The sequence below is a fragment of the Geothrix edaphica genome (assembly GCF_030268045.1).
Classification (GTDB): Bacteria; Acidobacteriota; Holophagae; order Holophagales; family Holophagaceae; genus Geothrix; species Geothrix edaphica.
The window spans coordinates 59594-83124 of record NZ_BSDC01000004.1; the positions used below are offsets into that span (position 1 = coordinate 59594).

The 23531-nt window shown below is 67.2% G+C and carries 23 protein-coding genes; 14 read left to right on the forward strand and 9 right to left on the reverse strand.

The window, feature by feature from the left end:
* Window position 1: 1 nt before the first annotated feature.
* From rplO to rplQ, 10 genes are read left to right on the forward strand one after another with little or no spacing between them, the layout of a single operon-like run.
* Window positions 2-463 carry a 50S ribosomal protein L15 gene (gene rplO / locus QSJ30_RS13615; RefSeq protein ID WP_285610136.1) on the forward strand — a complete coding sequence of 154 codons (462 nt, stop codon included), beginning with the start codon at window positions 2-4 and terminating at the stop codon, window positions 461-463.
* Between the two features lie 6 nt (window positions 464-469).
* Complete coding sequence (secY, locus tag QSJ30_RS13620) at window positions 470-1825, forward strand: preprotein translocase subunit SecY (protein WP_285610137.1); 1356 nt, start codon at window positions 470-472, stop codon at window positions 1823-1825.
* Complete coding sequence (locus QSJ30_RS13625; RefSeq protein ID WP_285610138.1) at window positions 1822-2481, forward strand: adenylate kinase; 660 nt, start codon at window positions 1822-1824, stop codon at window positions 2479-2481. The genes secY and QSJ30_RS13625 overlap by 4 nt, the downstream gene beginning before the upstream one ends.
* Entirely contained in the window at window positions 2478-2696 is a 219-nt protein-coding gene (gene infA, locus QSJ30_RS13630) for a translation initiation factor IF-1 (protein ID WP_026852734.1), read from the forward strand. Before QSJ30_RS13625 ends, infA begins: the two co-directional genes overlap by 4 nt.
* A 13-nt stretch (window positions 2697-2709) precedes the next feature.
* Window positions 2710-2826, forward strand: a complete 117-nt coding sequence (rpmJ, locus tag QSJ30_RS13635) for a 50S ribosomal protein L36 (protein ID WP_243288424.1) — start codon at window positions 2710-2712, stop codon at window positions 2824-2826.
* 9 nt (window positions 2827-2835) lie between these two features.
* Window positions 2836-3204 (forward strand): 30S ribosomal protein S13, encoded by a 369-nt coding sequence (gene rpsM / locus QSJ30_RS13640; RefSeq protein ID WP_257305869.1) that lies wholly within the window; start codon window positions 2836-2838, stop codon window positions 3202-3204.
* A gap of 12 nt (window positions 3205-3216) precedes the next feature.
* Entirely contained in the window at window positions 3217-3624 is a 408-nt protein-coding gene (rpsK, locus tag QSJ30_RS13645; protein ID WP_243303191.1) for a 30S ribosomal protein S11, read from the forward strand.
* Window positions 3625-3639: 15 nt separating this feature from the next.
* Window positions 3640-4272, forward strand: a complete 633-nt coding sequence (rpsD, locus tag QSJ30_RS13650; protein WP_285610139.1) for a 30S ribosomal protein S4 — start codon at window positions 3640-3642, stop codon at window positions 4270-4272.
* Window positions 4273-4281: 9 nt separating this feature from the next.
* Complete coding sequence (locus QSJ30_RS13655; protein ID WP_052571446.1) at window positions 4282-5253, forward strand: DNA-directed RNA polymerase subunit alpha; 972 nt, start codon at window positions 4282-4284, stop codon at window positions 5251-5253.
* A 9-nt stretch (window positions 5254-5262) separates the two neighbouring features.
* Entirely contained in the window at window positions 5263-5655 is a 393-nt protein-coding gene (rplQ, locus tag QSJ30_RS13660) for a 50S ribosomal protein L17 (protein ID WP_243303195.1), read from the forward strand.
* Between the two features lie 57 nt (window positions 5656-5712).
* Here rplQ and QSJ30_RS13665 read toward each other — a convergent pair whose 3' ends face one another.
* Both QSJ30_RS13665 and QSJ30_RS13670 read right to left on the reverse strand, forming a co-directional pair.
* The gene (locus QSJ30_RS13665) at window positions 5713-7170 is read right to left on the reverse strand and encodes a serine/threonine protein kinase (protein ID WP_285610140.1); all 1458 of its coding nucleotides are present in this window, start codon (window positions 7168-7170) and stop codon (window positions 5713-5715) included.
* A 2-nt stretch (window positions 7171-7172) separates the two neighbouring features.
* Window positions 7173-7913 carry a metallophosphoesterase family protein gene (locus tag QSJ30_RS13670; RefSeq protein WP_285610141.1) on the reverse strand — a complete coding sequence of 247 codons (741 nt, stop codon included), beginning with the start codon at window positions 7911-7913 and terminating at the stop codon, window positions 7173-7175.
* Window positions 7914-8440: 527 nt separating this feature from the next.
* Between QSJ30_RS13670 and QSJ30_RS13675 the strand changes: the two genes are divergently transcribed.
* Window positions 8441-10102 (forward strand): MFS transporter, encoded by a 1662-nt coding sequence (locus QSJ30_RS13675; RefSeq protein ID WP_420798798.1) that lies wholly within the window; start codon window positions 8441-8443, stop codon window positions 10100-10102.
* 283 nt (window positions 10103-10385) lie between these two features.
* The gene (gene acs / locus QSJ30_RS13680) at window positions 10386-12338 is read left to right on the forward strand and encodes an acetate--CoA ligase (protein ID WP_285610143.1); all 1953 of its coding nucleotides are present in this window, start codon (window positions 10386-10388) and stop codon (window positions 12336-12338) included.
* A 66-nt stretch (window positions 12339-12404) separates the two neighbouring features.
* Here acs and QSJ30_RS13685 read toward each other — a convergent pair whose 3' ends face one another.
* The 7 genes from QSJ30_RS13685 to QSJ30_RS13715 all read right to left on the reverse strand — a co-directional run bounded on the left by QSJ30_RS13685 (window position 12405) and on the right by QSJ30_RS13715 (window position 20755).
* Window positions 12405-13220, reverse strand: a complete 816-nt coding sequence (locus tag QSJ30_RS13685; RefSeq protein WP_285610144.1) for a purine-nucleoside phosphorylase — start codon at window positions 13218-13220, stop codon at window positions 12405-12407.
* 21 nt (window positions 13221-13241) lie between these two features.
* Entirely contained in the window at window positions 13242-15176 is a 1935-nt protein-coding gene (locus QSJ30_RS13690) for a hypothetical protein (protein WP_285610145.1), read from the reverse strand.
* A 142-nt stretch (window positions 15177-15318) separates the two neighbouring features.
* Window positions 15319-16380, reverse strand: a complete 1062-nt coding sequence (locus QSJ30_RS13695; RefSeq protein WP_285610146.1) for a LysM peptidoglycan-binding domain-containing M23 family metallopeptidase — start codon at window positions 16378-16380, stop codon at window positions 15319-15321.
* Window positions 16381-16538: 158 nt separating this feature from the next.
* The gene (gene moaC / locus QSJ30_RS13700) at window positions 16539-17039 is read right to left on the reverse strand and encodes a cyclic pyranopterin monophosphate synthase MoaC (RefSeq protein WP_285610147.1); all 501 of its coding nucleotides are present in this window, start codon (window positions 17037-17039) and stop codon (window positions 16539-16541) included.
* Window positions 17040-17041: 2 nt separating this feature from the next.
* Complete coding sequence (locus QSJ30_RS13705; RefSeq protein ID WP_285610148.1) at window positions 17042-17695, reverse strand: HAD family hydrolase; 654 nt, start codon at window positions 17693-17695, stop codon at window positions 17042-17044.
* A 30-nt stretch (window positions 17696-17725) separates the two neighbouring features.
* Window positions 17726-19330, reverse strand: coding sequence for a phosphoglycerate dehydrogenase (gene serA / locus QSJ30_RS13710; protein WP_285610149.1), 1605 nt, complete (start codon window positions 19328-19330; stop codon window positions 17726-17728).
* Window positions 19331-19450: 120 nt separating this feature from the next.
* Window positions 19451-20755, reverse strand: coding sequence for a dicarboxylate/amino acid:cation symporter (locus QSJ30_RS13715; RefSeq protein WP_285610151.1), 1305 nt, complete (start codon window positions 20753-20755; stop codon window positions 19451-19453).
* 92 nt (window positions 20756-20847) lie between these two features.
* Between QSJ30_RS13715 and QSJ30_RS13720 the strand changes: the two genes are divergently transcribed.
* Complete coding sequence (locus QSJ30_RS13720) at window positions 20848-22011, forward strand: fatty acid desaturase (protein ID WP_285610154.1); 1164 nt, start codon at window positions 20848-20850, stop codon at window positions 22009-22011.
* Between the two features lie 57 nt (window positions 22012-22068).
* Window positions 22069-23472, forward strand: a complete 1404-nt coding sequence (lpdA, locus tag QSJ30_RS13725) for a dihydrolipoyl dehydrogenase (protein WP_285610156.1) — start codon at window positions 22069-22071, stop codon at window positions 23470-23472.
* Window positions 23473-23531: the final 59 nt, after the last annotated feature.

Below are 23531 nucleotides of genomic sequence, written 5' to 3' on the forward strand. Positions count from 1 at the left end.
CATGAAGCTCAACGAACTCCGCCCCGCTGAGGGCGCCACCAAGTCCCGCAAGCGCCTGGGCCGTGGCAAGGGCTCCGGCCTCGGCAAGACCTCCGGCCGCGGCGAGAAGGGCCAGAAGTCCCGGTCCGGCTACCGCAGCAAGCGCGGCTTCGAGGGCGGCCAGATGCCCCTGGTCCGCCGCCTGCCCAAGCGCGGTTTCACCAACATCTTCGCTCCCGAGACCAAGGAGATCACCCTCAGCCTCATCTCCATCCACTTCAAGGATGGCGAGACGGTCACGCTCGAGGCGCTCCGCGAGAAGAAGCTGGTCAACTCCCGCGTGGAGAAGATCGTGGTGCTGGCCAGCGGCGAACTCACCACCAAGGTGAACGTCGTCGCCGACCGCATCACCAAGGGCGCCCGGGAAGCCATCCTGGCCAAGGGAGGCACCATCCAGGAGCCCGTCGCGAAGTCTGCCGAGTAACGGCCGATGAACCGCCTCAGGAACCTCTTCGCAATCCCGGAGCTGCGCAAGCGGCTCCTCTTCACCCTGATCCTCCTGGCCATCTACCGCCTGGGGGTGCACGTCAGCGTGCCCGGGGTGAACGCCGAGAACCTGGCCGCCGCGCTCAAGCGCGGCGGCGGCGGGCTCTTCGACGTCGTTGACCTGTTCTCCGGTGGTGCGTTCAAGAAGTTCTCCGTCTTCGCCCTGGGCATCGCCCCCTACATCACCGCCAGCATCGTGCTGCAGCTGATGGGGGCCGTGGTCCCCTACCTGGAGAACCTCCAGAAGAAGGAAGGCGAAGCCGGCCGGCAGAAGATCAACCAGTGGACACGCTATCTCACCGTGGGCCTGGCCTTCGTGCAGGGCATGGGCATCGCGTCCCTGGCCCAGAGCCAGAACGCGCCCGGCCTCGAGGTGGTGACCAACGCCATCTCCCCGACGGCCTTCCGGTTCCTGGCGGCCTTCACCCTGTCCGTGGGCACCCTGTTCGTCATGTGGATCGGCGAGCAGATCACCGAGCGGGGCATCGGCAACGGCATCAGCCTGCTGATCTTCGCTGGCATCGTGGCCGGCCTGCCCCAGGCCCTCACCACCCTGACGGTGATGATCACCCAGTCCCTGCAGAACGCTCCCAACGTCCCGCCCCCGGGCATCTTCATCCTGCTCATCGGGGCCATGATCGTGGTGCTGCTGGCGGTGGTGCTGGTGGAAAACGCCTACCGGCGCATCCCCATCCACTACGCCCGCCGGGCCGACTCGGCCGGCATGTCCAGCCAGCGCAGTTCCTACATGCCACTGAAGCTGAACACCGCCGGCGTGATGCCCGTCATCTTCGCCAGCTCGGTGATCTTCTTCCCGGCCACCATCGCCCAGTTCACCCGCTGGGAGTGGCTGGCCAAGGCGGCGGCCTACCTCAATCCGCAGACCCACTTCTGGATCTACACCCCGGTCTTCGTGGGGGTGGTGATCTTCTTCGCCTTCTTCTACACCAGCATCGTGTTCAATCCCGATGAGACCGCCGAGAACATGAAGCGGTCCGGGGGCTACATCCCGGGCATCCGGCCCGGCAAGGAGACCAGCATCTTCATGGACAGCATCCTGTCCAAGCTGACCTTCGTGGGCGCCATCTACCTGGCCCTGGTCTCCCTGGTGCCCCTGCTCATCACGAACAACATCCAGGGCCTCAACTTCTACTTCGGCGGCACCAGCCTGCTGATCGTGGTGGGCGTGGCCATGGACAGCGCGGCCCAGCTGGAAAGCCTGCTGGTCATGCGCCGCTACGACGGCTTCCTCGAGAAGGGCCGCATCCGCGGCCGTTCCACCCGAGGGGGGGGCTCATGAGCCTCATCGCCAACATCCTCCTCGGGGCCCCGGGCTCCGGGAAGGGCACCCAGGCCAAGTGCCTGGTGGAAACATTCTCTTTGACTCACCTCTCAACCGGTGACATTCTGAGAGATGCCGTTTCGAAAGGGACGGAGATCGGCCTGAGGGCGAAAGCCATCATGGCCGAGGGAAAACTGGTGGACGACGACACCGTCAACGGCCTGGTCTTCGCGCGGCTGCTGGACGAGACCTCTGACGTGTTGTTCGACGGCTACCCACGCACCCTTCAGCAAGCTCAGGCCCTGGAAGACTTCCTCTCCTCCAAGGGCATGAAGGTCGGGCACGTGGTACTGGTCGATGTCCCCCAGGAGGTGCTGGAAGCCCGCGTGGTGGGCCGGCGCGTCTGCAGCAACAATGCCTGCGGCGCCATCTACCACCTGGAGTCCAAGCCCTCCAAGCAGGCCGGTATCTGCGATCTGTGCGGAAGTCCCCTGAAGCACCGGTCCGACGATACCGCTGAAGCTTTCCGGAGCCGGATGGGCGAGTTCCACTCGACCTTCCAGCCGCTCCTGGGCTTCTACAAGCATCGGCCGACCTTCCGGAGCGTGGATGGCAATCGCGCGCCGGAGCTGGTGTTTGAATCGCTGCGTCACGTCTTCGGAGAACGCGCTTGAGCAAAGAAGAAGCCATTGAGCTCGAAGCCACAGTGGTCGAGGCCTTGCCCAACGCGGTGTTCCGGGTCGAACTGGAGAACAAGCACCAGGTGCTGGCGCACATCAGCGGGAAGATGCGCAAGAACTTCATCCGAATCCTTCCCGGTGACCGGGTGCTCGTCGAGGTAACGCCCTACGACCTCACCCGCGGCCGCATCATCTACCGATTCAAGTAAACGAGAGGACACCATGAAAGTACGGCCCTCCATCAAGAAGCTGTGCGAGCACTGCAAAGTGGTCCGGCGCGAAGGCATCAACCGGATCATCTGCAAGAAGAACCCCAAGCACAAGCAGCGTCAGGGTTAAGGAGAAACGATGGCACGCATCTCAGGCATTGATCTGCCCATCGGAAAGCGCATCGAAATCGCGCTCACCTACATTTTCGGCATCGGGCGCGCCAAGGCGCACAGCATCCTGACCCGCGCGAAGGTCGACTTCGGCACGAAGGTCCGGGATCTGACCGAGGACGAGGTCGGTCGCATCCGCCGCGTCATCACCGCCGAGGAGACCGTGGAGGGTGACCTCCGCAAGAACATCTCCCTCGACATCAAGCGGCTCATGGACATCGGCTGTTACCGCGGCCTGCGCCACCGGAAGGGCCTCCCCGTCCGTGGTCAGCGCACGCACACCAACGCCCGCACCCGCAAGGGCAAGCGACGCACCGTGGCCGGCAAGAAGAAGTAGGACGAGGAACCCATGGCAAAGACCCAGACCCGGACCGCCGGCAAGAAGGTGGTCAAGAAGAAGGAAAAGAAGAACGTCCCCCACGGCGTGGCTCACGTCCAGGCGTCCTTCAACAACACCATCATCTCCATCTCTGACCCGATGGGGAACATGCTCTGCTGGGCTTCCAGCGGCAACCAGAACTTCCGCGGCACCCGCAAGGGCACGCCCTTCGCAGCCCAGGTGGCCGCCGGCATCGCTGCCGAGGCCGCCAAGGAGCAGGGCGTGCGCTCGGTGGACGTCCGCGTCAAGGGCCCCGGTGCCGGTCGTGAGAGCGCCATCCGCGCCCTCAACGCCGCCGGCATCCAGGTGACCAGCATCCGCGACGTCACCCCCATCCCCCACAACGGCTGCCGGCCGCCCAAGCGGCGCCGGGTTTAAGAGAGGAGGAGAGACATGGCACGTTACACAGACGCCGTTTGCCGCCTCTGCCGCCGCGAGGGCATGAAGCTTTATCTCAAGGGCGAGCGCTGCTTCAAGGAGAAGTGCTCGTTCGAGACCCGCAAGGGCAAGATCCCCGGCCAGCACGGCGCGGGGAAGATCAAGAAGCCCACCGGCTACGCCCTGCAGCTTCGCGAGAAGCAGAAGGTGAAGCGCATCTACGGTGTGCTCGAGAAGCAGTTCCGCCACTACTTCGAGAAGGCCGACGCCAAGAAGGGCGTCACCGGCCACAACCTGCTCGGCTTCCTCGAGAGTCGCCTCGACAACGTGATCTACCGTCTGGGCTTCGCGCCCAGCCGCTCGTCCGCCCGCCAGATGGTCATGCACGGTCACGTGCTGGTCAACGGCAAGCGGGTCGACATCCCCTCCTTCCAGGTGAAGCCTGGGCAGGCGGTGGAGCTGGGTAGCCGCGCCCGCGAGAACGACGGGGTCAAGTCCTCCGTCGAGACCTCCGCCGGCCGTGGGATTCCCAAGTGGCTTTCCCTGGACGCCACCGCCTTCAAGGGTCAGGTGCTTGCCGCGCCGACCCGTGAGGACATCACCCTGGACATCAACGAGCAGCTGATCGTTGAACTGTATTCCAAGTAAGGGGGCAGGATGCTGAACCTCAGCGATTTCCAGAGGCCGCGATTCGCGGAGGTGACCCCCGGGTCCCTCACGGACTCCTACGGAGAATTCGTGGCCTACCCCTTCGAGCGTGGCTTCGCCACGACCGTGGGGCACAGCCTGCGCCGGGTGCTGCTCAGCAGCATCCAGGGCGCGGCTGTCACCAACGTCCGCATCAAGGGCGTCATGCACGAGTTCACCACCCTTCCCGGCGTCTGGGAGGACATCACCCACGTCCTCCTGAACCTCAAGGAAGTGCCGTTCAAGCTGCACAGCACCGAACCCCAGACGGTCACCATTTCCGCCAAGGGCGAGGGCACGGTGACCTCGGCCGCCATCCGCTGCAACCAGAACGTGGAGGTCGTGGATCCCAACATCCACATCGCCACCCTGGGCGAGGAAGGTGAGCTGGAGATCGAGATGGTGGTGCGTCTGGGCCGCGGCTTCGTGACCGCCGACCACAACCATGACGAGAGCCTGGGCCTGGGTTTCATCCCCATGGATGCGAACCACAGCCCCATCATCCGCGTGAACTACATCGTCGAACCCGCCCGCGTGGGCCAGAGCACGGACTACGAGAAGCTCACGCTCCAGGTGTGGACCAACGGCGCCGTCAACCCCAAGGAAGCCGTCTCCGACGCGGCCCTCATCCTGCGCGACCACTTCCTCGTGTTCGCCCGTCAGGACGAGGACTTCACCGAGATGGAGATGGGTTCCGCGACCCTGGGTGCCGAAGCCGCCAATACCTGGCTGGGCAAGTCCGTCGAGGAACTCGAACTTTCCGTGCGGGCCAACAACTGCCTCCGCAACGCCAACATCACCACCATCGGCGAGCTGGTCCAGCGGACCGAGGCTGAGCTGATGAAAACCAAGAACTTCGGCAAGAAGTCGCTCCAGGAGATCAAGGACGAGCTCGCTCGTATCGGCCTCTCCCTCGGCATGCGGCTCGAGCAGGAAGTGTAAGGAGCCCCCATGCGTCACAACGTTGCCGGCAAGCGCCTGGGCCGCACCACCAACCAGCGCAAGGCCCTCATGAAGAACCTCGCGACCGCCCTGATCCAGAGCGAGCGCATCGAGACCACCCTCGTGAAGGCCAAGGAACTCCGCACCTATGTGGAGCCCTTCATCACCCTCGCGAAGACCGATTCCGTGGCCAACCGCCGTCTGGCGATGGCCCGCCTCGGAAGCAAGGACGCCGTGCAGAAGCTCTTCGGCGCCGACTTCCGCAAGCGCTTCGAGAGCCGCCCCGGCGGCTACACCCGCATCCTCAAGATGGCCCATCGCCTCGGCGACGCGGCTGACATGGCCCTCATCGAGTTCGTGGACTACACCCTCCCCGAGCCCAAGGCCGAGGACGCGGAGTAGAATCCGTCACGATCATGGAAGCGCCCCGGTTCGCCCGGGGCGCTTCCATGTACGGAATCAGCCCACCGTCCAGGTGCTCTCGGTCTTGTCCTCGGGCTCGTCCTTGAAATCGGACTGCCGCAGGCGGCGGGACCGCACCACGGTCACCGTGCAGGGGGCCTGGGCGGCCACCTGGCTGGACACGCTGCCCAGCAGGGAGCGGCGCAGGGAGCTGGCGCGGGCCCCGATCACCACGTGATCCACATGGTTGGCATTCACGTACTGGAGGATGGCCGAGGCGGGATCCGGCGACTGCAGCACGTGGAAGCTGATCCGCCCCTCCTCCAGGCCCAGGGGCTCCGCCCAGTGGCGGAGCTCTACCAGGCGCTGGAGGTGGATGTTCCGTCCCTGCTCGTCCACCGTCTGGTCCAGGGTGATGCGCCCCTGCTTGAAGACATTCAGGCAGGCCACCCGGGCGCCGGGCAGGGCCGGTAGCATGTGGGCCACCATGCTGCGCAGCGTGCCGGCGATGGGGGCCGCTTCGTGCGAGAGGTCCACGGCCACGGCGAGGATCGGGGCGTCTCCGTCGTGCCGCGTGGGGACCTTGCCCTTGGGCACCGTGAGCTGGGGATCCGCGAAGCGGCGCCGCAGGACGGTGGTGAAAGGATCCTGCTGCAGCTTCTCGGAGCGGGCGGTCAGCTTCACCTGGTCCGGGTGACGCAGGGCCATGGCCAGGTGGGCGGCGGTGGGATAGCGCCAGGCCGGATGCACCTCGAGGCAGCGCAGGATGACCTCCTGGAACCAGGGCGGGCAGTCCGGGCGGAGCCGGCGGGGCGGCACCGGGTCCCGCCAGATGCGGCGCTTCAGGCCGGAGAGGCGCTGGGGATCGCCGAAGGGGCGCACGCCGGTGGTGAAGAAGTACATCAGCACGCCCAGGGCGAACTGGTCGCTGCGGGGGTCCTTCCGGAGGCCGAGGACCTGTTCCGGAGCCATGTAGGGCGCGGTTCCGTAGGGCAGCCGGAACTCCTCGCCCATCAGGTCGGGCAGCTCGTCATGGTGGGACAGGCCGAAGTCCACGAGCACGATCTCGCCCGTGGGGCGGGTGAGGAGGTTGGAGGGTTTCACGTCCAGGTGGACCACATGCTGGCGGTGGAGGTCGTCCAGGGCCGTGGCGATGCGGGCGCCCAGGGCCGCCACCTCCGCCCAGGGGAGGGGCAGCTCGGCCAGCCTCGGCAGCAGGGTGGGGCCGAGGATGCGCTCCATGATCACGTAGGGCTGGAAGCCGGTGGAACCCTGGGCGACGAACTTGGGCACATGGGGACCGGTCAGGCGCGGGAGGATCATCTGCTCCATCTCGAACCCGACGATGGCTGCGGGATCGGTGCCCTCCGAGAGGGTCGGCGCCTTCACCAGCAGGGGGAGCGGGGAATCCGGGTGCGAGATGGCCCAGAGCGAGGCCATGCCGCCCCGGTGGATCCGCTCTCCGACGAGGAAGCCGTCGAGGGAGGTCCCGGGCATGATCGTGGTCTGCGGCATGGTCAGAGTCCCTTCCTGAGCCGCGCCGCCAGGGCCGGGGGAAGGCCGGCCTCCAGGAGGGCGGTGGCCGCAGCCTGGACATCGTAGGGCACCCGGAAGTGGGTGATCTCGGAGGTGGCGGTGTCCAGCAGAGCATACGCCGCGGCCGGATTGCCGTCGCGGGATTGGCCGACGGCACCCACCACGGTCAGCCAGCGGCGGTGCGGCGGCAGGGGCACGGGAGCGCCGGGGACGGGCTGGAAGGACACCAGCTGCCCGGTGGCGGTGATCCCATGCAGGGCGGGCAGGTGGGTGTGCCCGCAGAAGACCATCTGGGCACGGCTGGCTTCCAGCGCGCGGAGGGCGTCGCGGCTCTCGCGGATATAGATCCATGGCGGATAGGTCTGCGGGCTGGCATGCACGTACAGGCGGGTCCCATCCTCGAAGCGCAGGGGCAGGCTGGCCAGGAAGTCCCGGGCCTCGGGGCCCAGCTGGCCGCGGGTCCAGGCCATGGCGGTCTCCGCATCGGGCGTCATGGCCTCCCGGTCGTTGGCCACGGCCTGGTCGTGGTTGCCCGCGACGGCGATGGCGCCCCGGGCGGCCTCGGCCATGATCCGCTCCACCACTTCGTTGGGCTGGGCACCGTAGCCCACATAGTCGCCCAGGAACACGAGCCGGTCCGCGCGCTGGGTCCGGGCGTGCTCCAGGCAGGCCTCCAACGCGAGCCGGTTGGCATGGATGTCTGCCAGGAGGGCGATGCGCATGGGGGTCCCGGAAGGTGGAGGGTCAGGGACCATGATAGGGGCAGGGGGCTCCCCGGGACGCGGGCGCCTGCTCGGGAGGGTGCCGGGAAGGTCGCGGGGGACCGGAATCTGCCAAACCTGTTTCAGCGGAGTCCTCGATCTCCCATTCCGGACGGAGCCGCTGGGCAGGAAGGCGATCGCATGGTCGTTTTAGATCTGGACTTAGGCCATTTTTTCCCTCTTCAAAAAAAATGCCTCTCCGGACATCGACTTGCTTGACCCGGAGGAAAGGAGTGCGTTAGCTAGTGGTCAGCCAACCCATTCCAACCTGTTCCGCTGGGCATGCCCGCCGTGAACCCCATAACGATTCGTCGCATTCGGGCCTGGAGTCATCCAGGCGTGACTTCTACAACCGCCCCGGCCCTGGCCGGTATCCAGAGGGGGGATTTCGAAAGGTTCCACATCTGATGTGCCATCCGGCCCGATCACTGAAGAAGCACTGAGCGCCCGGCTTCAACCTGAAGGAACATCCAAGGAGGCAACACGACATGGCCATTGCAACCGAACAAGTCGCAGCAAGAACGCCACTCACCAAGGAAGAACGCATGGTGATCGTGGCATCGTCCGTCGGGACGGTGTTCGAGTGGTACGACTTCTACCTCTACGCCACGCTGGCGCCCTTCTTCGCGACCCTCTTCTTCCCCAAGGGGAACGACACGGCCGCCCTGCTCTCCGCCTTCGCGGCCTACGCGGCCGGCTTCCTGGTGCGTCCCTTCGGCGCGCTGGTGTTCGGGCGCATCGGGGATCTGATCGGTCGCAAGTACACCTTCCTGGTGACCATCGTCGTGATGGGCCTGTCCACCTTCGGCGTCGGCCTCCTGCCCACCTTCGCCTCCATCGGCTGGTGGGCCCCGATCATCATGGTCACCCTGCGCCTGCTGCAGGGCCTGGCCCTGGGCGGCGAGTACGGCGGCGCGGCCACCTACGTGGCGGAGCACTCCGCCCATGACCGCCGCGGCTACAACACCAGTTGGATCCAGACCACGGCCACCGTCGGCTTCTTCCTGTGCCTCGGGATCATCCTGTCCTGCCGCGCGGCCCTCACCAAGGAAGCCTTCGCCTCCTGGGGCTGGCGCATTCCCTTCTGGATGTCCATCTTCCTGCTCGCCGTGTCCGTCTGGATCCGCCTGAAGCTGCACGAATCCCCCGTTTTCACCAAGATGAAGGCCGAGGGCAAGACCTCCAAGGCGCCCCTCAGCGACAGCTTCCTGAAGTACCCCAACAACAAGTACGCGCTGCTCGCCCTCCTCGGCGCCACCGCAGGCCAGGGCGTGGTGTGGTACACCGGCCAGTTCTACGCGCTCTTCTTCATGCAGATCACGCTGAAGCTGGACTACCAGACCACCTACATGATGATCGGCGCCTCGCTGCTGCTGGGCACGCCCTTCTTCATCTTCTTCGGCTGGCTGTCGGACAAGATCGGCCGCCTGAAGATCATCCTGGCGGGCTGCCTCATCGCCGCCCTCACGTTCTTCCCCCTGTTCAAGGCCCTGACGCACTACGTGAACCCCGCCCTGGAGACCTTCCAGAACACCACGGTGATCACGGTGGCCGGGAACCCCAAGGATGAGACGTTCAACCTCTTCGTCGGCCCCTGGAGCAAGTTCTCCCAACTGGACCGCGTGAACGACTTCTTCGGGAAGCAGGGCCTCAACTTCAACAAGGTCGCGCCCGAGGCCGGCAAGATGGTGGTCGCCACCATCGAGGGCAAGAACCCCACGACGGGCCAGTTCACCACGACCCGCGTCGAGGGCTGGAGCGCGGCTTCGGAAGCCGCCCTGAAGAAGGCCCTGACCGACCTCGGCTATCCCAAGGAGGCCGACAAGTCCAAGGTCAACTACCCCATGACCCTGCTGATCCTGTTCGTCATGCTCATCTACGTGACGATGGTGTACGGGCCCATCGCGGCCTTCCTGGTGGAGCTCTTCCCCACCAACATCCGCTACACCTCCATGTCGCTGCCGTACCACATCGGCAACGGCTGGTTCGGCGGGATGCTGCCCCTGATCGCCACGGCCATCGTGGCCCTGAAGGGCAACATCTACTATGGGCTCTGGTATCCCATCATCGTGGCCCTCGTCACCGTGGTGATCGGCGCCCTCTTCCTGAAGGAAACCAAGGACCGGGACATCAGCACCTACCAGCACTGATCCGACTTCCCGGCGGTCCTGCCGCCGGAAGGCTGAAGGGGTCGGGCGGAGGGAACTCCGCCCGACCCCGCCCCTTTGGATTCCGGCCATGGGCCTGGAGCCTCTACCTGGGGTAACGAGTACTGGACAAGGGTTGGGTGGGGCCGGAGAATGATCGCCACCCCCACCCCCCAACCGCCTTTCCCAGCCTGACGGACCTGCGTGGAGATCCAGGCCTCCACCGCCATCCACACGCTCCTCCGCCGCTTCCATATCCACTTCACCCCTGGCACGGAGACGACCCATGTCCGAAGACCTCTTCCCAGTGAAGCCCCACATCCGGGAGCGGGCCCACATCAAGACCATGGAGGAGTACCAGCGCCTGTACCGGCTGTCCCTGGACAACCCGGAGTGGTTCTGGGGGGAGCAGGCCAAGTCCCTCACGTGGTTCCACCCTTGGCAGTCCGTCTTCGACGCGGACTACAAGGAGGTGGACTTCTCCTGGTTCTCCGGCGGGCGCCTCAACGCGTGCTTCAACTGCGTGGATCGCCACCTGCCGCACCTGGGGGACAAGACCGCCCTCATCTGGGCGCAGGATGAGCCGGGCGTCTACACCCACATCACCTATCGGGACCTCAAGCACCACGTGGCGCGGGTGGCCAATGTCCTGCTGCACAACGGCGTGCAGAAGGGCGATCGGGTCTGCATCTACATGACGATGATCCCCGAGTTGGTCTACACCATGCTGGCCTGCGCCCGCATCGGGGCGGTGCATTCCGTGGTCTTCGGCGGCTTCTCCGCGGAGTCGCTGCGGGACCGCATCGTGGACGCCCACTGCAAGGTGGTGGTCACGGCCAACGAGGGCCTGCGGGGCGGCAAGCGGGTGCCCCTCAAGCGCACCGTGGACCGCGCCATCGAGGGCATGTCCCTGGTGGAGACCGTGCTGGTGGCCCGGCGCACGGACGGCGACGTGCCCATGCAGCCCGGACGCGACCTCTGGCTGGACGAGGAGACCGCCAAGCAGCGCTCCACCTGCACCAACGAGTGGATGGGCGCGGAGGACCCGCTCTTCATCCTCTACACTTCCGGCAGCACGGGCAAACCCAAGGGTCTGCTCCACACCACCGGCGGCTACCTCACCTACGCGGCCTTCACGCACAAGCTGGTCTTCGACTACCACCCGGACGACATCTACTTCTGCGCCGCCGATGTCGGCTGGGTCACGGGCCACAGCTACATCGTCTACGGGCCCCTGGCCAACGGCGCCACCTCGGTGATCTTCGAGTCCACGCCGCTCTATCCCGATGCCGGCCGCTACTGGCAGATCGTGGACGACCTGGGCGTGACCATCCTCTACACGGCCCCCACGGCCCTGCGCGCCCTGGCCCAGGCCGGCGACAGCTGGATCAAGAAATACAGCCGCAAGTCGCTGCGCATCCTCGGCACCGTGGGCGAGCCCATCAACCCCGAAGTCTGGCGCTGGTACCACGACGTGGTGGGCGAAGGCCGCTGCACGGTGGTGGACACCTGGTGGCAGACGGAGACGGGCGGCATCCTCATCACGCCCCTGCCGGGCGTGACGCCCACCAAGCCGGGCTCGGCCACCCTGCCCTTCTTCGGGGTGAAGCCCGTCATCGTGGACCCCGCCACCGGCGTGCCCCTGGAGGGCAACGATGTGTCCGGCGCCCTCTGCCTGGGCGCCCCCTGGCCGGGGCAGGCCCGCACGGTGCATGGCGACCACAAGCGGTTCCGGGACACCTACTTCACCCAGTACCCGGGCTACTACTTCACGGGGGATGGCGCCCGACGCGACGAGGACGGCTACTACTGGATCACCGGCCGCATCGACGATGTCATCAACGTGTCCGGCCATCGCCTGGGCACGGCCGAGGTGGAGAGCGCCCTGGTGGCCCACGAGGCCGTGGCCGAGGCCGCCGTGGTGGGCTACCCCCATCCCATCAAGGGCCAGGGCATCTACTGCTACGTCCTGCTCAACCACGGCTATACGGAGCAGGGTAGCCAGCAGCTCATCGGCGCCCTCAAGGAGCAGGTGCGGCAGGTCATCGGCGCCTTCGCGGCCCCCGATGTCATCCACATCTCCTCGGGCCTGCCCAAGACCCGCAGCGGCAAGATCATGCGGCGCATCCTGCGGAAGATCGCCTCCTCCGAGTACGACGGCATGGGCGACATCTCCACCCTCGCCGAGCCGGATGTGGTCAGCCGGCTCATCGAAGAACATCAAAAGAGCCAGCACTAAGCTTTTCACCCCTGCGCAGAAAAGCCCGGCAACGCCGGGCTTTTCTGCGCCGGGGTAAGGATGGGACTACAGCGGAAGGTCTCTCACGAACGCCCGTACCAGCGCCTCAAAGCGGCCTGCCGCGGCGGCGCCGGCCTCGAGCACTTCCTGGTGGGTGAGGGCCTGGGGCAGGATGCCGGCGGCCATGTTGCAGAGACAGGAGATGCCGGCCACGCGCATGCCTTCGTGCCGCGCCACGATGGCCTCGGGCACGGTGCTCATGCCCACGGCATCGGCGCCCATCACGCGGAAGGCGCGGATCTCGGCGGGCGTTTCGTAGCTGGGCCCCGTGAGCCCCAGGTAGACCCCCTGGCGGAGGGTCTGGCCGAGGGTCGCGGCGCAGCTGGCCAGGTGGGTCCGGAAGGCCGGGTCATAGACGGCGGTCATGTCCGGGAACCGCGGGCCCGGCTCCACGTTGGGGCCGATGAGGGGGTTGGTGCCGAAGAGGTTGATGTGGTCCGTGAGGGCCATGAGCTCGCCCACGCCGAAGGCCGGGTTGAGGGCGCCGGCGGCGTTGGTGAGCAGCACGGCCTTCACGCCGAGGCGCCCGTAGAGCCGCATGGGGGTGACCACGAGGGGCATGGGATGGCCCTCGTAGAAGTGGAAGCGTCCCGCCTGGAGCACCACCTTCCGGCCTTCGAACTCGCAGAAGACCAGCTGGCCCCCGTGGCCGGCCACGGTCGGGGCGGGGAAGCCGGGGAGGTCCGTGAAGGGGATGGCCACGCCCGCTTTCGCCTCGGGGCTTTCAGCCAGGGCGCCCAGGCCGGAACCCAGGACGATGGCGAGGTCGGGCACAAAGGGCGCCCGGGCCTGCAGGGCCTGGAGGGCGGCGGAGGCGGTCATGGCGGCTCCAGGATCGGTGGACTAGAGACTGGGCGTGAAGCTCACGGTCACGGCGACATCCGGCTGCAGGACGGCCGGGCTCTTCAGCCGCACCCGGACCGGGTGGTAGACCGGGGCGGTGGTGCTCACCGTAAGGATCGTGGCAGGTGTAGTTCCGCCGGAGCCTGAGAAGGTGAAGGTCCGGCCGAGCAGAGGCAGGTCCAGGTCGAGCTCGCCTCCGGCCGCGAGCGCGGGGGAGATGGTCACGCCGATCACGTAGCGCTTGTCCGCGCTCAGGCTGAAGCCGCTGTAGAACACCTCGCCCTCGGACTGGTTGGGATAGAAACCCCGCACCTGGACGGCCTTGCCCATGCTGAGGGTAAAGGGGGCCAGCGGGGTGGTGAGCGCATTGGGATCCGTGCCCCAGTTCGCCGCGAAGGAAGCGTAGGTTCCGGTGGTGGGCCGGGGCCACACAATGCCGTAGGGGGCGGTCAGAGGCGTCAGTACTGCATCCGTGAAGATAGGGGCAAGATCGACAGGTTCCGAACTCGATCGGGCCTCTTTGAGGCGGGCGAGCTGCGAGTAGATGTTGAGTGGTTCGATATCACGGGCGGTGGAGTCCGTGGCCCCGTTCGTCAAGGAGGGGGAACTGAAGAAACGCCCCGCAGCAAGGGGATTGAGGGTGGACCAGGTCGCTGGACCTCCAGGAGCGGCCACGCTGTTCGCCTTAAGGATGACTTCCCAACTGAGTGCACGAATGGCCGGTGCGGAATAAGGCGTGAGCTCCGTGGTGGCTAGGCTGCTGACATCCCTGATGTCCAGCACCGGCGTCGCCAGAGTCGTCCCCTGCGTGTCCGCCAGATAGGGGGATTTGAGGATGTTGGCGGCCATGGCATCGGCGAAGCCCTCGACCCGTGCAGAATCCGGGCTCAGATCCGGGAGAGGCATCGCGACAGGGAAGAGTGGGGCTAAGGGAAAGCCGAAGGTGCGTCCGAGATTCCGAGAGAAGAGTACGCCCCGGGAAAGGAGGGGAAGGATGACGCCTTCATCCCAGGCATCGTCGTTGGTCGGGCCACCCTGGAGGGATCCAAAATAGTGGAGGCTTCCGAAGGAAGCGTCGTAGGCGAGAGGGTAGGTGGTGCGGTCATATTCCACGAAGGATCCCCGGGCCTCGGATACCCCCGGGGCGTAGTGAAGATCCAAGGCGGCCCCAGGTGTCGCGGTGCCGTAAACAGCCAGGAAGCTGGCGGCGGTATCGCCGATGGCGAGGATCCGGCTGCCAGTGCCGATGGTCCGGCCAGGGAGGGTGGTCTCGAGGATGGCATCGTCGGCTTCGGGGGCCAGCCGATTGCCGGGGAGGTAATTGGCATTGACCAGCCACCAGGGATCCGTAAGCCCGACGGCGAAATCGACGACGCTGTCCCCTGCGGGGATGGTGGCCGGAGCCGGATTTCCAGATGGAGCCGTGCCATCAATGGCTTTGCGCATGGCATAGCGGTAGCGATTGGCCTGGATGACTGTGCTGTTGATGCCGGCGGGGTCACCGATGAGATTGAGCGGGCTTCCGGTTCCGCCGTTGAAGCTGCTCAACAGCTCAACCATCAGTGGCTTATCCTTGTCCACGATTGTAGAGTAGTGGCCGGTGGAGTCCGTGTACACCTCGCTGGCGACCAACCAGACAGGGGTTTTGGTGGATCCGTCCGGGTTGAGCTGGTCGAGACGCTGATAGGTGCGAACCAGCACACCCCGGGCGGGCAGCGTCTTCAGGTTCGTGGCGACGGTGCTGTCCGCCAGCCCCGTGGGCACGCCGTTGGCGTCCGTGGCGAGGGGCACCCGGACGTAGGTGACGGATCCGGAGAGGGAGATGGTCGTGGAGGGGGCAGACGTGGTCCCGCCCTTCTTGCCCCCACAGGCCAACGCCGCAGCCAGAAGCGCAACGGCCCCCAGGGCCCGGAGGGAAGCTCGGTACAGCGGCATGACCACCTCAGAACGGCGAAAGGATCAAGTCTAGCATGGCGTCCGCGGCCGGTCCCGCGCCGGGACACGGTGGGGCGCTTCCTTCCAGTGCCGCGGGTGGCGCGGAGGTTCAGCACGCCAGATGAGGTCCGGGGACTGCGCGTCAGCGTCGGGCGCCGACTCCCAGCAGGGCGTTCTGGGCGGCGAGCTCGGCGGAGACCTCTTCCTCGTCGTTGAGGACCGGCAGGGGATTCCGCTGCACGCCATCCACCTTGAGCTCGAAGTGGAGGTGCGGGCCCGTGGCGTTGCCCGTGCGGCCGACCTCGGCGATCTTCTGGCCCCGGCGCACGATGTCGCCCTCATGGACCAGGTTCAGCTTGTGGTGGGCGTAGAGCGTGGCGACGCCGTTGCCGTGGTCGACCACCACGAAGTTGCCGTACTGCTTGTGCTTCCCGGCCATCACCACCTGTCCGTCCAGGGCCGCGAACACGGCGGTGCCGGTGGGGGCGGTGAGGTCGATGCCGCGGTGGCGGCCCTTGTAGCGGACCCGCTTCTTGCGCTGGTTCTTCACCCGGACGGTCTTGGTGCGCATCCGGGGGCCCCAGGCGGAGCTGATGGTCCGCGTCTCCACGGGCCAGAGCAGGTCGAGGCGGTCCGGGTCGGCCGGGGTGAAGGTGGGCAGCAGGGCGTTCAGCTCGGCTTCGCTCACCGGCGGCATGACCGGCTGCATCCGGGCCAGGAGCTGGGACGGGGTGCCGGGAGCCAGGTGGGCTTCCAGGTGGCCGGAGGCCGCCGTGCCGCTGGGGGCGGGAACCACAGCCCGGACCTGGTAGGGCAGCAGGCGCTCCAGGTGCGGCATGGGGGCCGGGGGCACGACCGCGGGCGTGGGCAGGGCCGCCAGCGCGGGCCGGGGCGTGGCCGGGAGGGCCTGGATGGGAGCGTCCTCCGTTTCGGAGGCCGCGGCCACAGCCTTGGAGGGACGCACCTTCAGGCGGATGCCAACGGAGAGCTTGGACAGCTTCCGGCCGGGATTCAGGGCGGCCAGGTCGGCCAGGCTCATCCCGTGGACCCGGGCCACCGCCGCGGCGGTCTCACCCTTGCGCACGATGTGGACGGCACCATCATCGGCGGGCCTGGAGGCGATCTTCTTGGAGGTCCGTTTCGGAGCGGCCTGGAGGCCGACACTGAGGGACGCGAGAACGAGGGTCAAGACGGCAAAACGCATGGGTAAACTCCCGGCTGGAACGGAAAAGCCTGCTTCGCTAGGCCTCCTTGAGGGGGTCGTGACCCCGGTTCGCGATGAATGAGGAACAGTCCAAACCCCATCCTACCGGGGTCCTGGAACCTTGCATATGCAAATGTTTTCCAACTAGGGCCCCGCCCTCAGGGCTCCCAGGGGCATCCGGCCCAGGGCAGGGTCACCGTGCCCCGCCGGCCGCCCTCCTTCCGAAGGAGACGGGCCGGGCCGAGGGCCATGCCGTGGCTCACGGCCTTGAGCATGTCGTAGAGCACCAGCAGGCCCACGGTCACGCCCGCCAGCGCTTCCATCTCGATGCCCGTGCGGCCTTCGCAGCTCACCTGCACGCGCAGCCAGGCCCGGCGGGTGGCGGGGTCCCAGTGGTGGACCACATCCACGGCCTCGATGGCCAGGGGGTGGGCCAGGGGGATCAGGTCGGAGGTCCGCTTGACCCCGCCCACCGCCCCGAGCCGGGCCACGGACCAGGGATCCCCCTTGGGGCCGCCCCCCTTGGACAGGGCCTCCGCGGCGGGGGCATCCAGCTCCAGGTAGCCCGCGGCCACGGCGACTCGCCGGGTTACGGCCTTGGCGGAGACGTCCACCATCTTGGGCCGGCCTTCGGGATCGAGGTGCGTCAGCTCAGCCATCGTCAGTCCTCCACCCAGGCGAGCAGGATGTCGCGCAGCGCGGCCGTGTCCGGCGCGTAGGCCCGGGGGCCGCAGGCGGCCAGGGCCTCCTGGGGATAGAAGCCATGGCCCACGGCCAGGCTGGGCACCCCGGCGGCCCGGGCCATGTCCAGGTCGAAGGGGGTGTCGCCCACCATGAGGATCTCCTCCGGGGCCAGGCCGGTGCGGGCCTGCATCAGCTCCAGCGTTTCGGGGTGCGGCTTGCCATGGGTGACGTCGTCGGGCGTGATGATGGGGTCGAAGAAGGCCTCCCAGCCGAACCGGGCCATCTGGCGCAGGAGCGGGACGGTCCGCTTGGAGGTGGCCACGCCCATGCGCTGGCCCCGGGCCCGCAGCTCCCCCAGCAGCTCGGGGATGCCGTCGAAGGGCCGCATCAGGTGCTCGTGTTCCGCGTGGCCGAAGCTGCGGTAGGCCTTCAGGACCGTGTCGTGGTCCAGGCCCAGGGGGCCGAAGGTGTTCCGGATGCCCGCCTCCACAGGCAGGCCCACGTACTTGAGCCATTCCTGCATGACCGACCGGGGCTGGCCCAGGGTGTCCAGGGCGTGGGCCATGCCCGCCTCGATGAGGGGGCGGCTGTCCACCAGCGTGCCGTCGAAGTCCCAGGCGATGAGTTTCAAGGAGGCCTCCAGCCCCCATCATCGCATTCTCTATACGGAAGCGGCCGAGGGCAGGTGCAGGGCCCGGACGAAGGTGGCGTCCGTGGCCCGTTGGAGCTCGGCGATCACCGGGGCCGGGACCGGCGTATCCACGGAGAGGACCACCATGGCCTCGCCCTTCCGTTCCCGGCGGCCCAGGTTCATGCAGGCGATGTTGATGTCGTGCTGCCCGAGCACGGTGCCGATCTTCCCGATCATGCCGGGGCGGTCCAGGTAGCTCAGCAGGAGCATGTGCTCCTCGGGCATGAAGTCCATGGCGTAGTCGCGGAGCCGGACGATGCGGGGGGTGCCTTCGAAGAGGGTGCCGGACAGGACGCGGGTCTTGCCGCTGCCCTCCAGCGTGAGGGTCACCAGGTTGGAGAAGGCGCCACCGTCCGTGGACTTGTGCTCCTCCACCACCAGCCCGATGCGCTCGGCCACCAGGTTGGCGTTGACCATGTTCACGGGCTGGTCCGTGGCTCGGCCCAGCATGGCGGCCAGGCCGCTCACGGTGAGGGGCGAGCAGTCCTGGTGGGCGATGGCTCCGGCGAAGCCGAAGGTGACGCGGTCCAGGCTGCCCTTCAGGAGCTGGAGGCCGAATTCGCTGAGGACGGCCATGAGCTTGAAGTAGGGGCGCATCTGGTCCATGACCGCGGGATCGAAGTGCGGCAGGTTCACGGCGTTCTCCAGGGGGGTGCCGTCCAGGTAGCTGAGGATCTCCCGGGACACGTCGATGGCGACGTTGACCTGGGCCTCCTGGGTGTTGGCCCCCAGGTGCGGCGTGACCACCATCCGCTCATGCTCGATGAGCTGCCTGAGCGTCTCGGACTTGGGGGGCTCCTCGGACCACACGTCCACCGCCGCCAGGCCCACCTTGCCGGACTGGAGGGCCGCCAGCAGGGCCGCCTCGTCCAGGATGCCGCCCCGGGCCACGTTCAGGAGGATGATGCCGTCCTTCATCAGGGCCAGCTGCGCCGCGCCGATCATGCCGCGGGTCTCGTCGTTGAGGGGGGTGTGCACGGTGAGGATGTCGCAGGACCGGCAGAGCTCGGCCAGGTCCACCAGGCGCACGCCCAGGTCCTGGGCCCGCTTGGCGCTGATGTAGGGATCGCAGCCCAGCACCTCGCACTCGAAGGCCTTGAGCCGCGTGGCCACGCGACCGCCCACCTTCCCGAGTCCGATGACGCCGGCCACCTTGCCCTTCAGCTCCACGCCCGTGAACTTGGCCCGCTTCCAGTCGCCGGACTTCAGGCTCTGGTTGGCGGCGGGGATGTGGCGGCAGGCGGAGAGCAGCAGGGCCAGCGTGTGCTCCGCGGCGCTGTTGGTGTTGCCGAAGGGCGCGTTCACGACGATGACGCCCTTGGAGCTGGCGTAGTCCACGTCCACGTTGTCGATGCCCACGCCCGCCCGGGCCACGATCTTCAGGCTGGTGGCCGCGTCCAGCAGGGCCTTGTCCACCGTGGTGCCACTGCGGGTGATGATGGCCTCGTACTCGCCGATGCAGGCGTACAGGGCCTCCTTCGACAGGCCGAGGCGCACGTCGAGGGTGATGCGCGGGTCGCGCTGGAGCAGGGCTAGACCTTCGCCGGTCACCTCGTCGGTCACGATGATCTTCATGGAGCCCCCGGTCGGATCCTGATGCAGCGCCGCATTGGGAATCCACCACGATACCGGCCGAAGGCTTTCAAGACAAGGATTTGGGCCCCGGAGCCGCGCGCTACTTCAGGTAGCGATCGCTCAGGTTTCCTGGTCGGGCAGGGGCTCGGGATCCGTCCCGAAGACGCCCTCCCAGCGGGCCACCACCACGCTGGCCAGCCCGTTGCCGATGACGTTCACGGTGGTGCGGGCCATGTCCATGATCTCGTCCACCGCCAGCAGCATGGCGATGCCCGCCTCGCCGGGCAGGCCGAAGCTGCCGCAGGTGGCGGCGATGATGACCAGGGTGGCCCGGGGCACGCCCGCCACGCCCTTGCTGGTGAGCATGAAGGTGAAGACCATGAGCAGCTGCTGGCCCAGGCTCATGTGGATGCCCGCCGCCTGGGCGATGGTGAGGCTGGCCAGCACCAGGTAGAGCGTGGAGCCGTCCAGGTTGAAGCTGTAGCCCGTGGGGATGACGAAGCTGGCCACCTGGCGGGGCACGCCGAAGCGGACCACTTCTTCGAGCAGCTTGGGCAGGGCCGCCTCGCTGCTGGCGGTGCTGAAGGCCGTGAGCGCCGGATCCTTGATGGCCTTCACGAAGCCCAGGATGCGCACGCCCGCCAGCCAGGCCACGGGCACGAACACCAGGATGAACAGCAGGGCCAGGGCCAGGTAGAGGCTGCCCACCAGCAGGCTGTACTGCTTGAGCAGGTGGAACACCGCGGGCCAGCCCTTGATGACCGCGCCGTTCACCGAGTGCCCCGCGGCCATGTGGCTCACGTTGTAGGCCATGGCGCCGAAGACGCCCAGGGGCGTCAGCCGCATGACGAAGTCGGTGTACTTGAACATGGTCTGGGCCACGCCATCGAAGAAGGCCAGCACGGGCTTGCCGCGCTCGCCCACCTTCGTGAGCGCGATGCCGAAGAGCGTCGCGAAGATCACCACGGGCAGGATGTCCGCCTCCGCCGCGTGCTGGATGAGGTTGGACGGGAACATGTGGAGGGCGATCTCCCAGCCGGTCTTGGCCTTGGCCGCGGCCACGCCCGCATGGGCGCCCATGTCCATGGGCAGGTGCGCGCCGGGCTGGATCCAGTTGGCCACCGCCAGGCCGATGAAGAGGGCCAGGGTGGTGACGACCTCGAAGTAGATCAGGGCCTTGGCCCCCATGCGGCCCACGGCCCGGATGTCCCCGGTCTGGGCGATGCCCACGATGATGGTGGACAGCAGCAGGGGGACGATGAGGCCCTTGATGAGGCTGATGAAGGCCTTGGAGAGGAAGCGGAAGGTGTCGTAGGCCCAGGGGTACTGGTCCTGGGGCAGGAAGCCGCCCAGCACCACGCCCAGGATCAGGCCCACGAAGATCCAGAAGGTACTGGAGCGGTACCAGGGTCGCTTGACGGTCACAGAAACCTCACGCCAGGGGAAAGGGCAAGTTTGGCATGGGACGCCGCTTGCCTGCGTCCGGTAGAATTAATCTCTGTTTTGGAGTCAATGGCATGGTCCATGGCAAGCGCTGGAATCTTCTCAACACGCTCTTCCTGACGGGGACCCTGGCCCTCGCGCTGGTGCTGGTGCCCTGGCGCCTGGCCACCTCCGGCCTGCGGTGGAGCGAGGCGCTGGTCTTCCTCGCCATGATCTTCGCCGTGGGCACCGCCATCAGCGGCGGCTACCACCGGCTCTTCAGCCACCGGGCCTACAAGGCCTCCTGGCCCGTGCGCTTCCTCTTCCTCTGCTTCGGGGCCGCCGCCTTCGAGAACTCGGTCCTCAAGTGGGCCAGCGACCACCGGGTGCACCACCAGCACGTGGATACCGACAAGGATCCCTACACCATCGGCAAGGGCTTCTGGTACGCCCACTGGACCTGGGTCATGGAGGCGAAGGAGCTGCCCCTGGCCGGCGTCGCGGACCTGGAGAAGGATCCCCTCGTGCGCTGGCAGCACCGGCACCACTTCCTCATCGGGGCCGTGGTGGCCACCATCCCCCTGTGGATCGGGCTCGCCACCGGCAACGTCCTGGGCCACCTGGTCTTCGGCGTGGCCCTGCGCATCGTGATGACGCACCACACCACCTTCTTCATCAACAGCGCCGCCCACATGTTCGGCAGCCGGCCCTACACGGACACCAACACGGCCCGCGACAACTGGCTGCTGGCGCCCCTGACCTACGGCGAGGGCTACCACAACTTCCACCACCTCTGGCAGTGGGACTACCGCAACGGCGCCCTCTGGTACCAGTGGGACACCACCAAGTGGCTGCTGAACGTCCTGGCCTGGATGGGCCTCGTGGGCCAGTTCCGGCGCGTGCCCGCCGCGGTCATGACCCGGGCCCGGCTCCACATGGAGGAGAAGCGCCTGCGCGAGCGCCTGGCCCTGGCCAGCCCCGGCAGCGCCCACCCCATGCGGGACCGCCTGGAGGCCGCCCGCCTGAAGCTGGACGCGGCCCTGGCCGCCCTGCACGACCGGCACGAGGCCTGGCAGGCGAAGCAGGCCGAGTGGCGGGCGAAGGGCCTGGCCAAGGGTCGGGCCACGGCGGAAGCCTGGCGGGAAGCCAAGGCCGAGCGGAAGGCCGCCCTGGCCCTGCACCGTGCCGAGCTCCGCAGCGCCTGGGCCGAGTGGAAGGCCGCCCGCCTGGAAGTGCGGTCTGCGCTGGTGTACGCCTAGCCCCTTCCCGGCCCCGGGCCCTGTGGGATCATGGACTCCCGTTCTTTGGAGCGCAGCATGGCTTCCTTCGACCTCCTCGTCATCGGCTCCGGCCCCGGCGGCTACATCGCCGCCATCCGCGCCGCCCAGCTGGGCCTGGCCACGGCCCTGGTGGAGAAGGATCCGGGGCTCGGCGGCACCTGCCTCCACCGCGGCTGCATCCCCGCCAAGACCTGGCTGGAGAGCGCCCACCGCTTCGAGCAGATGCAGGTGGCCGACGACTACGGCATCGACGGCGTGGATGCCAAGAGCCTGAAGGCCAACCTCGCCACCATCGTGAAGCGCAAGGGCCGCATCGTCCTCAAGAACGCCAAGGGCATCGAGTTCCTCATGAAGAAGAACAAGGTGACCGTGCTGAAGGGCTTCGGCAAGCTGCTGGGCGGCGGCAAGGTGGATGTGGCGGGCGAAGTCCACGAGGCCAAGCGCATCATCCTGGCCACCGGCTCGGCCCCCAAGCCCATCCCCGGCCTGGAGACGGATGGCGTCCGGGTGCTCAACAGCGACCACATCCTGGACCTCACCGAGCTGCCGAGCCACCTGGTGATCCTGGGTGCCGGCGCCATCGGCGTGGAGTTCGCCTCCGTGTTCAGCCGCCTGGGCTCCAAGGTCACGCTCGTCGAGTTCATGGACACGATCCTGCCCCTGGAAGACGAGGAGATCGGCGTCGAGCTGGCCAAGATCTTCAAGAAGACCTACAAGATGGACGTGCGCACCAAGACCAAGATCACCCGCATCGAGAAGCGCGATGACGGCGTGGTGTGCTTCCTCGAAGGCGAGACCCCTGGCGAGGTGGTGGGCAGCCACCTGCTGGTGGCCGTGGGCCGCGCGCCCATGGTGGAGGGCATCGGCCTGGAGAAGACCAAGGCCCAGGTGGACCGCGGCTGCGTCGTCATCGACAAGTTCATGCAGACCGGCGAGCCCGGCCTCTACGCCATCGGCGACATCGTGCGCACGCCCTGGCTGGCCCACGTGGCCAGCGACGAGGGCATCGTGGCCGCCGAGCACGCCGCCCAGAGCCTGGGCAAGGATGTGCATCCCCACCCCGTGCGCTACGACCGCTTCCCCGCCTGCACCTACTGCGATCCCGAGGTGGGCACCATCGGCCTCAACGAGAAGGCCGCGAAGGCCAAGGGCTACGACGTGCAGGTGGGCACCTTCCCCTTCGCCCCCATGGCCAAGGCCAACATCGTGGGCGAGCCCCACGGCTTCATCAAGATCGTGGCCGACAAGAAGTACGGCGAGATCCTCGGCATCCACATCCTCGGCCCCAAGGCCACCGAGCTGGTGGCCTCCAGCGTGGCCCTCATGGGCGGCGAGTTCACGGTGAATGAGCTGATCAACACCATGTATCCCCACCCCAGCCTCAACGAAGTGTTCCCCGAGGCGGCGCGGGCGGTGTACGGGCGGGCGTTGAATATGTGATGGGTTCAAGCCTGTTCGAAGGCGCCGAGATGCCAAAAACCGCCCGGATGGGCGGTTTT